Source organism: Paraburkholderia sp. RAU2J (assembly GCF_003634845.1).
Lineage (GTDB): Bacteria > Pseudomonadota > Gammaproteobacteria > Burkholderiales > Burkholderiaceae > Paraburkholderia > Paraburkholderia fynbosensis.
In genome coordinates this window covers 912,012-924,723 of the sequence record NZ_RBXG01000001.1, presented here as the reverse complement: position 1 = coordinate 924,723, position 12,712 = coordinate 912,012, and the positions used below count along the sequence as shown (strand labels likewise).

Genomic DNA, 12,712 nt, shown 5'->3' with positions numbered 1-12,712 from the left:
TCTCCGGTCAGAAGTCGCTATCGAGGCCGTCTTGAACCTGTTCGGCAGCACGCAGCACGGCGCGCGCCTTGTTCTCGGTCTCTTGCCATTCGGATTCCGGCACCGAATCCGCCACCACGCCCGCGGCCGCCTGCACATACAGATTGCCGTTCGCGATCACGCCGGTGCGGATCGTGATGGCGAGATCCATCTCACCGGTGAACGACAGATAGCCGACCGCACCGCCATACAGGCCGCGCTTCACGGGCTCCAGTTCGTCGATCAGTTCCATCGCGCGGACCTTCGGCGCACCCGACAGCGTGCCGGCCGGGAAGGTGGCGCGCAGCACGTCGAAATTGGTGGTGCCGGGCTTCAGCTTGCCTTCGACCGAACTCACGATGTGCTGCACGTGCGAGTACTTTTCGATCACCATCTTGTCGGTCACGACCACCGAGCCGATCTGCGCGATGCGGCCCACGTCGTTGCGCGCGAGGTCGATCAGCATCACGTGTTCGGCGATTTCCTTCGGGTCGTTCAGCAGTTCGGTCGCGAGTTCGGCGTCGCGTTCCGGCGTATTGCCGCGCGCACGCGTGCCGGCGAGCGGGCGAATCGTGACGATGCGATCCTCGCCGCGCTTTTCCTGACGCACCAGAATTTCCGGCGACGCCCCAACCACATGAAACTCGCCGAAGTTGTAGTAGTACATGTAAGGCGACGGATTTAGCGAGCGCAGCGCGCGATACAGCGACAGCGGATTGTCGCGATACGGCTTGGTCAGACGCTGGCCGACCTGCACCTGCATCAGTTCGCCGGCGGCGATGTATTCCTTCGCCTTGCGCACGGCGGCCAGATAGTCGTCCTTCGCGAATTCACGGTAGGTCTCGGTGCGCACGCTGGCCGAAGTGACCGGGGGTTGCACGGTCGTACGCAAACGCTGGCGCAGTTCGCGCAAACGGTGTTTAGCCTTCGTGTACGCCTCGGGCTGCGTCGAATCGGCATACACGACCAGATAAAGCTTGCCCGCGAGATTGTCGATTACCGCGACTTCTTCGGTGAGCAGCAACTGGATGTCGGGCAGATTCAGATCGTCTTTCGGCGCGCTGTGCGCAAGCTTTTTCTCGATGTAGCGCACCGCGTCGTAGCCGAAATAGCCGGCGAGGCCGCCCGCGAAACGCGGCAGGCCAGGACGTTGCGCCACTTTGAAGCGGGCCTGGAATTGCTGGATGAACTCGAGCGGATCGCCCTCGTGCGTTTCGACGACCTTGCCGTCGCGCACCACTTCCGACACGCCGTTGCGGGTGCGCAGCAGCGTGCGCGCCGGCAGTCCGATGAACGAATAGCGGCCGAAACGTTCGCCGCCCACCACCGATTCCAGCAGGAACGAGTTGGCGCCGTTGCGTTCGGTCTGCGCGAGCTTCAGGTAGAGCGAGAGCGGCGTTTCGAGGTCGGCGAGCGCTTCGGCGATCAGCGGAATGCGGTTGAAGCCCTCGTTGGCGAGGGACTGGAATTCGAGTTCGGTCATGTTCCGATCCTGTACGGTGGTCCGGCGGCAGCGTGCGTCCGGCAAAGCGGGGCGTTGCGAGGCCGGTCGGAGCGTGCGTCGACATTGCGACGTGATGATACCGACCGGCGCGAGTTTCCCATCGACGCGAGCAACGGGTTTCAGCGCACAGTTGTACTTTGCGGGTACACGCAGGCCGAATCAACCGATGCAGCGAAACTAGATGATGGAAAAAACGCGTGAGCGCAGCGAAGTAAAAAACGGTTGCCGAAGACGAGCTTCAGCGTACCTCAGGCGAGGTTAGCGCGACCAGCGACGCCAGGGCCAGGCTCCCCGGTCGATGCTAATCAGACTCCGTTTTTTATTCAGAAACATGAGGATGAAGGACTTTTCAAGTCGTGGAATGGTGCGCTGCGATCGCCTTGGCGGCGTCGAGCAGCGAGGCAACTATACCATCGGATTTTATTGTTTGTATAGCTTGGCCGTGGTTGTAGCCGTACGGCACGGTGAGCGTCGCCATGCCGGCTGCGCGGCCCGCCAGCGCGTCGTTTTCGGAATCGCCGATCGCCACGGTGGCTTGCGGTTCGACGCCAAGTTGCGCCGCGGCAGTGAGCATCGGCAGCGGGTCCGGCTTCTTTTTCGCGAGGCTGTCGCCGCCGAGCACGACGCTGAAATACTGTGCGAGCCCGTACTGTTGCAGCAACTCGACTGCGAACCGGTGCGGCTTGTTGGTCACGCAAGCGAGCTTCACGCCGGCATCACGCATTGCGATCAGCCCGGCTTCGACATCGGGATAAAGCCGCGTGTGCAGGCCGTTGATCTTCGCGTATTCCGCCTGATAGATCGCGAGCGCTTCGTCGAAGCGATCCTGCGCATGGTCCGCTTCGAAGCGCGGCGCGAGCACGCTGCGGATCAGATGCTCCGAACCCTTGCCGACATAGCCGACCACTTCCTCGCGCGAGGTTTCCAGCGCGTCGAGTTGCGCGAGCATGCCGTTCAGGCCGGCGGTGAAGTCGTCGGCGGTGTCGATCATCGTGCCGTCGAGGTCGATGATCGCGGCTTGCAGGCGCGGGCTGCTGAAGGTCGGGGCGGGGAGCGGAGCTGTCATAGGGCGTGCGGGTTTTGGTGCTGAACCTTAGTGCTGAACATTCGCGAGCGCGGCGCGCATCCTGTCGATCACGACCTTGTGATCGGGCTGGCCGAAGATCGCCGAACCGGCCACGAATGTGTCCGCACCTGCTGCCGCGATTTCCGCGATGTTGTCGACCTTCACGCCGCCGTCCACTTCCAGATGAATCTCGCGGCCGGTCCGTTCCTGATACGCGTCGATGCGCTTGCGGGCTTCGCGCAGCTTGTTGAGCGCTTCGGGAATGAACGACTGGCCGCCGAAGCCCGGGTTCACCGACATGATCAGCACGAGGTCGAGCTTGTCCATCACGTGATCCAGATAGCTCAGCGAGGTGGCCGGGTTGAACACCAGGCCTGCCTTGCAGCCGTGGTCGCGGATCAGCGAAAGCGTGCGGTCGATATGGTCCGAGCCTTCCGGATGGAAGCTGATCAGGTTTGCGCCGGCCTTGGCGAAGTCCGGCACGATGCGGTCGACGGGGCGCACCATCAGATGCACGTCGATTGGCACGTCGACGTGCGGGCGGATCGCTTCGCACACGAGCGGGCCGATGGTCAGGTTCGGCACGTAGTGGTTATCCATTACGTCGAAGTGAATCCAGTCGGCGCCGGCGGCGACGACATTGCGGACTTCGTCGCCGAGACGGGCGAAATCGGCGGACAGAATGCTGGGGGCGATGCGAAATTGCGTCATGGCGGGACCGGGTGCAAGCGGAAAGCGCTATTTTACCGTTTTGTGGCGCTCCGAACCGGCGCGCGGGCGGTTTGAGGTCGAGCTGAGTTCACCGCGGCGGCGGTGACAGTGCTGCGAGCCTTAACGGTCCTTGGCCAAAAGACATGTCCGGTTGCGGGCATGCCGCGCATCAAGCAGAATGCCAATCCATGCATATCGCTTCGCCGATGCACCGCAAACCATTGGCGTTCGGAGTTTTCCGCGATTTTTCACAGCCCGTTTCATCAGACCGGAATCAGGATGAGCCAGTACGAATTCAGCGTCTCGGCGCAGGTGCAATATCTGCCTGAAGAGTCGGACCCGGAGCGCCGCCAGTATGCATTCGCATACACGCTGACTATCCGTAATACCGGCCAGGTGCCCGCGCAGTTGATTGCGCGTCATTGGGTGATCACCGATAGCGAAAATACGGTGCAGGAAGTGAAGGGCCTGGGAGTGGTCGGCCATCAGCCGCTGCTCAAACCGGGCGAGCATTTCGAATACACGAGCTGGGCGGTCATTGCTACGCCGGTCGGCACCATGCGCGGCGATTACTTCTGCGTGGCGGAGGACGGCGAGCGTTTCGACGCGCCGGTGCCGGAGTTTATTCTGCGCATGCCGCGCACGTTGCATTGAACCGGAGGGCGGGCCCGCGGTCATTAAATGTTCAACTGCGCAGCGCTTCGGCGCGCGGTTTATCGCATAGCGTTACTGCCGTTTTTGCTGCTTCGGTTGTTCGCTTCGGGTTGCGCGCGTGGCTTTCTTCCTGCCGGATGATGTCCATACAACGATGAAGACGAGCAGGAAGAGCGCGAGGAGCGCTTCCAGCGCGAAGATGAGCATCGGGTATTCGTCGAACAGATCAGACATGGCGGTTTCCATCAAGAACGAACATTGTATGCGTTTTGTCCGCACGGCCGGAGCATGGCTCGGCGCGCTTTCGGTTGCGGTGCTGCTGGCGTCCTGCGGCGGCGGGGCGGTCCGGCCGTCGGTTGCGCCGCCCACGGGTGCCGCGATCATTCCCGGACAGATTGCCGCGACGCGCCTCACGGCAGTCGCCTGGCGGCAGGTGCCGGGCTGGCAGGACGATTCGCTGATCGGTGCGACGGCCGCGTTACGGCAGAACTGCGTGAGGCTCGCGCGCCAACCGAACTGGTCGCGTGCCTGTGCCGCGGCTTTGCAAATCGACGATCTCGACGTCACCAGCGCGCGGGCTTTTTTCGAGGCTTATTTCACGCCGTTCCAGCTGGCCAATAACGACGGCACGCTCGACGGGCTCGTCACCGGTTACTACGAGCCCTTGCTGCGTGGCTCGCGTACGCGGCACGGCGTGTATCAGACGGCGCTGTATCGCTGGCCCGCCACGTATCGTGCGGGTTCGGCGCTGCCGGCGCGTGCGCAGCTCGAGCGCTCGGGCGTGCTCAACGGCAATGAACTCGTGTGGGTCGACGATCCGATCGAAGCGTTCTTCCTGCAGGTGCAGGGGTCCGGGCGGATCGTGATGGAAGACGGCAGCGTGATGCGCGTCGGCTTTGGCGGCACCAACAACCAGCCGTACAAGTCGATTGGGCGGTGGCTGCTGGATCGCGCCGAACTCACGCCGGCACAGGCGACTATGCAGGGCATCAAGGCATGGGCGCGCGCGAACCCGACGCGCGTCGAGGGGCTGCTGGACACGAATCCGCGCTTTGTCTTCTTCCGTGAGATGCCGTCCGGTGAAAGCGCACCGAGCGGCGGCGCGGACGGTCCAGTTGGCGCGCTCGGCGTGCCGTTGACGCCGGAGCGGTCGATCGCGGTCGATCCGACGTCGATCCCACTCGGCACGCCGGTGTTTCTACAGACCACGCGTCCGTTGACGAACTCGCCGATGAATCGCCTCGTGTTCGCGCAGGACACGGGCTCCGCGATCAAGGGCGGCGTGCGCGCCGACTACTTCTGGGGCCTCGGCGACGACGCCGGCGATCTCGCCGGCAAAATGAAGCAGGGCGGCCGGATGTGGTTGTTGCTGCCGAATTCGTGAGTGTTGGGTGATCGGTGTAGCGGCGGTTTTCCGATAACGGAGCAGCCGACGCGTGTTTTGGCTTTGCACAGCGTGTGCCGCAGCACGAAGCATTCGACATGATTCCCGCACGCGGGAGAGCTACGCTGAATTATTGAAAAAGGCGTCACACCCGGTTGGGATTCCGGACGTGACGCCTTTTTTGTAGGGGCGACTTAAAGCCCTTGCTTGCGCTTGTCCACCACGCGCCGTGCCTTGCCAACCGAACGCTCGATGCCGTTTACCGCCAGCACGTTTACCACCGCGCTCACGCCGATCAGTGCCTTGATGTCATAGGCGAGCGCCTGTTTGGCTGTGTTCAGCGCGGCCGTATCCGGCGCGGTTTCCGGGCAGGGTTCGACGTTCAGCGTCAACACGTCGAGCGGGCCTTCCTTGGTCAGCACGATCTGATAATGCGGCGCGAGCGCGTGCTGCTTGAGCAGCAGTTCCTCGATTTGCGTCGGGAATACGTTCACACCGCGCACGATCATCATGTCGTCCGAGCGGCCGGTGATCTTTTCCATTCGGCGCATCGTGCGGACGCTGCCCGGCAGCAGACGCGTGAGGTCGCGCGTGCGGTAACGGATGATCGGCAGTGCTTCCTTGGTCAGCGAGGTGAACACCAGTTCGCCGAGTTCGCCGTCCGGCAGCACCTCGCCGGTTTCGGGATCGATGATCTCGGGATAGAAATGATCTTCCCAGATGGTCGGGCCGTCCTTCGTTTCCACGCACTCCGATGCGACGCCCGGGCCCATCACCTCGGACAGGCCGTAGATGTCGACGGCATCGATGCCCATACGCTTTTCGATCGCCTGACGCATGTCGTTGGTCCACGGCTCCGCGCCGAAGATGCCGAGGCGCAGCGAGCAAGTGGCCGGGTCGATGCCTTGACGTTCGAGTTCGTCGGCGATCGAGAGCATGTAGCTCGGCGTCACCATGATGATGTCCGGGCGGAAGTCCTGGATCAGTTGCACCTGCTTCTCGGTCTGGCCGCCGCCGAAGGGAATCACGGTGAGGCCCGCGCGCTCGGCACCGTAGTGCGCGCCGAGGCCGCCGGTGAACAGGCCGTACCCGTAGCTCACGTGAACCTTGTCGCCGCGCTTCGCGCCGGCGGCGCGAATCGAACGCGCGACGAGATTCGCCCACGTGTCGATGTCGCGCGCGGTGTAGCCCACGACGGTCGGCTTGCCGGTCGTGCCGGACGACGCGTGAATGCGTGAAATCTGCTCCTGCGGGACGGCGAACATCCCGAACGGGTAGCTGTCGCGCAGGTCTTTCTTGGTGGTGAACGGAAAGTGCGCCAGATCCGCCAGCGTCTTGACTTCGCTCGGGTGCACGCCGGCTTCGTCGAATTTGCGCCGATAGACCGGCGAATTCTCATACGCATGATTCAGCGACCATTTGAGTCGTTCAAGTTGAAGCGCGGCAAGTTCGTCGCGGCTGGCGGTCTCGATCGGATCGAGCGGAAGGGCGGTCGTCATTGAATGTCTCCTTGCTGCCTCAATGCCTGAGTCTATGTACGGTGCGCTTGTGCGCAAAAAACCGGGGACCGGCTGTTATTTTGGATAGCGTCGACGCTCGGACGCTCGGACGCTCCGATGCTCCGACGCTGCGTCGCTCGTTTGCCGCGGCACCACTGCGGCGTTGGCCGCGGCTTTACCGTGGGGTTCGCCGCGCGCTGGCCTTTCAATCGCCCGTGGGAACCAGGTTGCCTTTGATTTGCGCCGATTTGCCGCGAAACATGGCGACGGTTTCGTCGGCGCGATTGGTGACGCGAATATCGTAGATGCCGGTGCGGCCGCTCAGTGTCTGCTCGACCGCCTCCGCTGTCAGCACGTCGCCGCCGTGCACCGCTTTCAGGAACTCGATCGAACAACCGGCCGCGACCGTGTTGATGTTGTACGTGTTGCAGGCGAACGCGAACGTCGAATCAGCGAGCGTGAAGATCAGGCCGCCGTGGCAAATCTGGTGGCCGTTCAGAAAGTCGTCGCGCACAGCCATGCGCAGGCGTGCGTAGCCTGGACGCACTTCCAGGATTTCGAGCCCGAGCGCACGGCTGCAAGCATCGTTCTCGTACATCGCGGCGGCGGTTGCGCGGGCGAGTTCGTCCTGCGTCATCTGTTTGGCGTGACTGGTTTGAGTGGACATATCAGCGGCCCTCGAAGCGTGGTGCGCGTTTTTCCACGAAGGCTTGCACACCTTCTGCGTAATCATGGGATGCACCGAGCGCACGTTGCAGATCGCGCTCCAGGTCGAGTTGCTGGTCGAGGGTTTGCGTCGCGCCCGCGCGCATTGCCTGCTTGATTGCGGCGATGGCGCGCGTGGGTTGCTGCGCGAGTTGAGCCGCGAGTTTGGCCGCAGCGGCGGCGAGTTCCGCGTCCTCATGCGTCTGCCAGATCATGCCCCAGCTTTCGGCTTTTTCCGCGCCGAGTTTGTCGCCGGTGATCGCAAGCCCCAGCGCGCGCGCCATGCCGACGCGCTGCGGCAGCAGCCACGTGCCGCCCGAGTCCGGCACGAGGCCGATCTTCACGAAAGCCTGAATGAAGCTCGCCGAGCGCGCCGCAAGCACGAGGTCGCAGGCCAGCGCGAGATTCGCGCCGGCGCCGGCAGCCGTGCCGTTGACCGCCGCGATGACCGGCAACGGCAGCGCTTGCAGACGGCGGATCAGCGGGTTGAAATGCTCGTCGATCAGATCGCCCAGATCCGTCATTGCGCCGGGCGTGAAATCGAGGTCGGCGAGATCCTGGCCGGCGCAGAAGCCGCGCCCCGCCCCTGTGAGCACGAGTGCGCGCGCGCCCGATTTTTCAACCCGGTCGAGCGCGTCGCTCAATTCCCGATGCATGGCGCGCGTGAAGCTGTTGAGCTTGTCAGGGCGGTTCAGCGTGATGGTAGCGACGTGACTCGATGTGTCGAGATCCAGGCGAATCGCTTCATATGACATTGGGTGTCTCCTCAAAGTCTCTTTAGCTGACAGTCACTACGGCGTTGCTCTTAAAGCCGTTCGATGACCAGCGCAATGCCTTGGCCCACGCCGATGCACATTGTGCACAGCGCAAAGCGGCCGTTGATCCGTTCCAGTTGATACAGGGCGGTCGTGATCAGACGCGCGCCGGAGGCGCCCAGCGGATGGCCGAGCGCAATGGCACCGCCATTCGGATTGACGCGCGGATCGTCGTCGCGCAGACCGAGCGTGCGCAGCACGGCCAACCCTTGCGACGCGAATGCTTCGTTCAACTCGATCACGTCGAATTGTTCGAGCGTCATGCCGAGTTGCCTGAGCAGCTTTTGCGTCGCAGGCGCCGGCCCGATACCCATGATGCGCGGCTCGACGCCTGCGGTTGCCATGCCCACCACGCGTGCGCGGCGGCGCAGGCCGTACTGGTCGGCTGCCTGCTGGTTAGCGAGCAACAGTGCGCAGGCGCCGTCGTTCACGCCGGACGCGTTGCCGGCCGTCACACTGCCGTCCGGCCGGACCACGCCCTTGAGCTTGCCCAGACTTTCGAGCGACGTTTCCCGCGGATGCTCGTCGAGCATGACGCGCACGGGGTTCCCCTTCTTCTGCGCGACATCGACACCGACGATTTCCTCGGCCAGCGTGCCATCACGTTGCGCGCGGGCTGCTTTTTGCTGGCTCGCGAGCGCGAACGCGTCCTGGTCCGCACGGCTCACGCCGAATTCGACGGCGACGTTTTCCGCGGTCTCGGGCATCGAGTCGACACCGTACTGGCGCTTCATCAGCGGATTGACGAAACGCCAGCCGATGGTCGTGTCGTGAATGTCGGCTTGGCGTGAGAACGCGCTCGCGGCTTTGCCCATCACGAACGGCGCGCGCGTCATGCTTTCGACGCCGCCGGCAATCATCAGGCGCGCTTCGCCTGCCTTGATCGCGCGCGCGGCGGTGCCGACCGCATCCATGCCGGAGCCGCACAGGCGGTTGACGGTGGCGCCCGGCGCGTCCGTAGGCAGACCGGCCAGCAATGCCGACATGCGAGCGACGTTGCGATTGTCTTCACCGGCCTGATTCGCGCAGCCGTAAATCACGTCGTCAAGGGCGCGCCAGTCGACGCCGGGATTGCGCTCGATCAGCGCCCTGATCGGCACGGCGCCGAGATCGTCGGCACGGACATCTTTCAGGGCGCCGCCGTAGCGGCCGATGGGTGTGCGAATCGCATCGCAGATGAAGGCGTCGTTCATTGGAGTTTCCGCTGGACGGAGCGGCGCTCAATACCGATCCGATGTCTCATGTTAGTTGGGGCGCACGACCCGGTCCATTCGGCCAAACGGCGTAGGAAAGAGGCCGTGCTTTTTCTTATGCCGCTGTCTCGGGCTCTTATGCCATTCAGCCAGCTACCGCCGGCGCCGCTTTCGGTTCAACATGAATGCGGCTTTGAACGACGCGGAAGCGGTTGGCGACAAAGGCTGCATCGGCCAGCGCGGCATTGGCTGCGGGGTTCGCCCCCGTGCCGTGGAAGTCGGAGAAGGCGGCGGACTGGTTGACGAATACCCCGCCCGTCAGATTGATCGACAGTGCTACGCCGCCGCGAATCGACGCCTCGTGGGCATCGTCGAGCACGGCCGGGTCGGTGCTGTAGACCGACAGTGTCAGCGCGCCATGCTCGGCGGCGATCGCGCCAGCGAGTTCGAGCGACTGCGCGGTCGAGTCTGTCGCGATAACGAACGAGATCGGGCCGAACCACTCTTTGGTGAACTGCGCGTGGTCGGTGGCGGCGTCCAGTTGCAGCACGAGCGGCGTGCGCACGCGAGCGTTTGCAAACGCCGGATGCTCGAGCGCCTGACTCTCAACCAGAACGCGGCCGAATTTTGAGGCTTCACCGATGCGCTGGGTAACGCCTTCGTTCTGAATCGCGCCGAGCAGTTCGACCGCACGGGATGGGTCGGCGACGAGCTTTTGTACCGAGCTGGCAATGGCTTGGGCGACGTCGTCGAAACTCAGCGAGCCGTTGGCGGTGCGGATGCCGGTGCGCGGCACGTAGATGTTCTGCGGAGCGGTACACATCTGGCCCGAGTACAGCGCCAGGGAGAATGCGATGTTGCGGGCGGCCGCTTTGATGTCGTCGACGGAGTCGATCACGATCTGGTTGACGCCGGCTTTCTCGGTGTAAACCTGCGCCTGGTGCGCGTGGCGCTCGAGCCACGTGCCGTTCTCGGTGCTACCGGTGAAGTCGATGAGCTTGATCTCCGGGCGCAAGGCCAGTTCCTGGACGAGTGCGCCGTCGTTCGGCTCGGTGGCCAGCAAGGTGACGACGTTCGGATCGAAGCCTGCTTCGCGCAGAACGTCGCGCGCGATTCGCACGGTCAGCGCAAGCGGCAGAATCGCGCCCGGGTGCGGCTTGACGATGACCGTGTTGCCGGTGGCGAGATCGGCGAAGAGGCCTGGATAGCCGTTCCATGTCGGGAACGTGCAGCAGCCGAGTACAAGGCCGGTGCCGCGTGGCACGACGGTATAGCGCTTGTGCATCGCGAGAGGCGGATTCTTGCCTTGCGGTTTTTCCCAATGCGCGTCGACGGGGATACGACGCAACTGGTCCCATGCATACACGACTGCTTCGAGCGCACGGTCTTGTGCATGCGGGCCGCCGGCCTGAAAAGCCATCATGAACGCCTGGCCGGTCGTGTGCATCACGCTGTAGCCAATTTCGAAGCTGGCACGATTCACCCGCGCGAGGATTTCGAGGCTCACGCCGATCCACGCCTGCGGGCCTGCCGCGCGCCAGTCACGCTGCGCGGCGGCGGCTGCTTCGATCAGTGCGTCAGGGTCCGCTTTCGGATAGCGCACGCCGAGCGGGAAGCCGAACGGCGAAACTTCGGCGCCGACCGTTTCTCCCGTTGACGGTTGATCCAGTTCGAACGTCGTATTGAGCAGCGCCTTGAAAGCGGCTTCGCCGTCCGCGTTGGCTGTTTCCCCGTACACTTTCGGACTGGGCATTTCGACGAACGGGCTCCAGTAGCCGCGCGTTTCAACCGCGGTGAGAGCCTTTTGCAGCGTGTCTTCGTGCTTGGTGAATAGCGGATGTGTCATGGCAGAGGGGCTTGGCTGTGCGTTGGGGAAAAGCCTGTCTAATAATTGACCGACCGGTTGGTTGGGGAATGGTAGCATTATTAAGAGAGCCGCGCGAAGCGTTTTCGCGTGTGATTAACCATTAGGAGGCGGCATGGCTTACGAGAACATTTTGGTTGAGACGCGGGGGCGGGTTGGTCTGATCACGTTGAATCGTCCGAAGGCGTTGAACGCTTTGAGCGACGCATTGATGGACGAGTTGGGGGTCGCGCTGCGCGAGTTCGATGCCGACGACGCGATCGGTGCGATTGTGGTGACGGGGAGTGAGAAGGCGTTTGCCGCCGGCGCCGACATCGGCATGATGTCGACCTACACCTATATGGACGTGTACAAGGGCGACTACATCACCCGCAACTGGGAAACGGTTCGCTCGGTCCGCAAACCGATCATTGCCGCGGTAGCAGGGTTCGCTCTTGGCGGCGGCTGCGAGCTGGCGATGATGTGCGACATCATTTTTGCCGCCGATACCGCGAAGTTTGGTCAGCCGGAAATCAAGCTCGGCATCATGCCGGGGGCGGGTGGCACGCAGCGATTGCCGCGCGCCGTGTCGAAAGCGAAGGCGATGGATCTCTGTCTGACCGCCCGTTTCATGGATGCGGCTGAGAGTGAGCGTGCCGGATTGGTTTCGCGTGTTATTCCGGCCGCCTCCCTGCTTGATGAGTCGATAGCCGCGGCTGCGACCATCGCGGAATTCCCGCTTCCGGCGGTGATGATGGTGAAGGAGTCGGTCAACCGCGCATATGAAACGACGCTCGCAGAAGGCGTGCATTTCGAGCGCCGGCTGTTCCATTCGCTCTTCGCCACCGAAGACCAGAAAGAGGGCATGGCGGCGTTTGTGGAGAAGCGCAAACCGGTTTTCAAGCATCGTTAATACGCTTGTCAAAATAACGCTTGCAAGTCCCCTTGGGGCTCGCTAGAATTCCGCTCTTTCGTGCTTCGGATGCCGGGGCACGGAGAAGCGGGAAAGCCAGCAGTGGCAAGGCTTCCAGCGCGGTGGGCAGGTTGGGCAAGTGATAAAAACCTGTTGACGCTGCTGCGAAAGTTCTCCATAATCTCGTTTCTCTGCTGCTGATGCAGCGACGCAGAACGACGCAGTGCCGGGTGGTTGAAGTGGGTGCTGTGCGTGAGCGGATCGATCTTTAAAAATTAACAGCCGATAAGTGTGGGCGCTTGATGCGTGACGCGACGGTGGATTCTGCGGAATCTGCCGTAAAAGCGGAAGTATCAAGTCTCACACAGTAATGAAAGGAAGGTTTGACCATCGGAAGATGGTCGGAC

12 protein-coding genes are annotated in these 12,712 nt (G+C 63.0%); 3 read left to right on the top strand and 9 right to left on the bottom strand.

Translation table 11 applies throughout. The features are described from left to right. Positions 1-7 precede the first annotated feature (7 nt). The 3 genes from trpE to rpe form a co-directional block, all read right to left on the bottom strand. Complete coding sequence (gene trpE / locus B0G69_RS04255) at positions 8-1,501, bottom strand: anthranilate synthase component I (RefSeq protein WP_121315795.1); 1,494 nt, start codon at positions 1,499-1,501, stop codon at positions 8-10. Between the two features lie 370 nt (positions 1,502-1,871). Further along, positions 1,872-2,588: a phosphoglycolate phosphatase gene (locus tag B0G69_RS04250; RefSeq protein ID WP_121315794.1), complete on the bottom strand. Its 717-nt coding sequence runs from the start codon at positions 2,586-2,588 to the stop codon at positions 1,872-1,874. Between the two features lie 27 nt (positions 2,589-2,615). Beyond that, positions 2,616-3,299, bottom strand: coding sequence for a ribulose-phosphate 3-epimerase (rpe, locus tag B0G69_RS04245; protein WP_121315793.1), 684 nt, complete (start codon positions 3,297-3,299; stop codon positions 2,616-2,618). A gap of 279 nt (positions 3,300-3,578) precedes the next feature. On the opposite strand from rpe, the gene apaG reads away from it, so the two are divergent. Beyond that, positions 3,579-3,953 (top strand): Co2+/Mg2+ efflux protein ApaG, encoded by a 375-nt coding sequence (gene apaG, locus B0G69_RS04240; protein WP_121315792.1) that lies wholly within the window; start codon positions 3,579-3,581, stop codon positions 3,951-3,953. Positions 3,954-4,025: 72 nt separating this feature from the next. On the opposite strand, the gene B0G69_RS40940 is transcribed toward apaG, so the two are convergent. Then, positions 4,026-4,187, bottom strand: a complete 162-nt coding sequence (locus tag B0G69_RS40940) for a hypothetical protein (protein WP_158608918.1) — start codon at positions 4,185-4,187, stop codon at positions 4,026-4,028. Positions 4,188-4,215: 28 nt separating this feature from the next. Between B0G69_RS40940 and B0G69_RS04235 the strand changes: the two genes are divergently transcribed. After that, positions 4,216-5,337, top strand: coding sequence for an MltA domain-containing protein (locus tag B0G69_RS04235; protein ID WP_121315791.1), 1,122 nt, complete (start codon positions 4,216-4,218; stop codon positions 5,335-5,337). 194 nt (positions 5,338-5,531) lie between these two features. On the opposite strand, the gene paaK is transcribed toward B0G69_RS04235, so the two are convergent. From paaK to paaN, 5 genes are all read right to left on the bottom strand, one after another. Beyond that, positions 5,532-6,836 carry a phenylacetate--CoA ligase PaaK gene (paaK, locus tag B0G69_RS04230; RefSeq protein ID WP_121315790.1) on the bottom strand — a complete coding sequence of 435 codons (1,305 nt, stop codon included), beginning with the start codon at positions 6,834-6,836 and terminating at the stop codon, positions 5,532-5,534. 205 nt (positions 6,837-7,041) lie between these two features. Then, positions 7,042-7,503: a hydroxyphenylacetyl-CoA thioesterase PaaI gene (paaI, locus tag B0G69_RS04225; RefSeq protein WP_121315789.1), complete on the bottom strand. Its 462-nt coding sequence runs from the start codon at positions 7,501-7,503 to the stop codon at positions 7,042-7,044. Position 7,504: 1 nt separating this feature from the next. Beyond that, entirely contained in the window at positions 7,505-8,296 is a 792-nt protein-coding gene (gene paaG, locus B0G69_RS04220) for a 2-(1,2-epoxy-1,2-dihydrophenyl)acetyl-CoA isomerase PaaG (RefSeq protein WP_121315788.1), read from the bottom strand. 50 nt (positions 8,297-8,346) lie between these two features. Continuing rightward, the gene (gene pcaF, locus B0G69_RS04215; RefSeq protein WP_121315787.1) at positions 8,347-9,549 is read right to left on the bottom strand and encodes a 3-oxoadipyl-CoA thiolase; all 1,203 of its coding nucleotides are present in this window, start codon (positions 9,547-9,549) and stop codon (positions 8,347-8,349) included. 145 nt (positions 9,550-9,694) lie between these two features. Continuing rightward, entirely contained in the window at positions 9,695-11,395 is a 1,701-nt protein-coding gene (gene paaN, locus B0G69_RS04210; RefSeq protein ID WP_121315786.1) for a phenylacetic acid degradation protein PaaN, read from the bottom strand. Between the two features lie 133 nt (positions 11,396-11,528). Between paaN and B0G69_RS04205 the strand changes: the two genes are divergently transcribed. Continuing rightward, complete coding sequence (locus B0G69_RS04205) at positions 11,529-12,305, top strand: enoyl-CoA hydratase (protein ID WP_121315785.1); 777 nt, start codon at positions 11,529-11,531, stop codon at positions 12,303-12,305. The last annotated feature ends 407 nt before the right edge of the window (positions 12,306-12,712 follow it).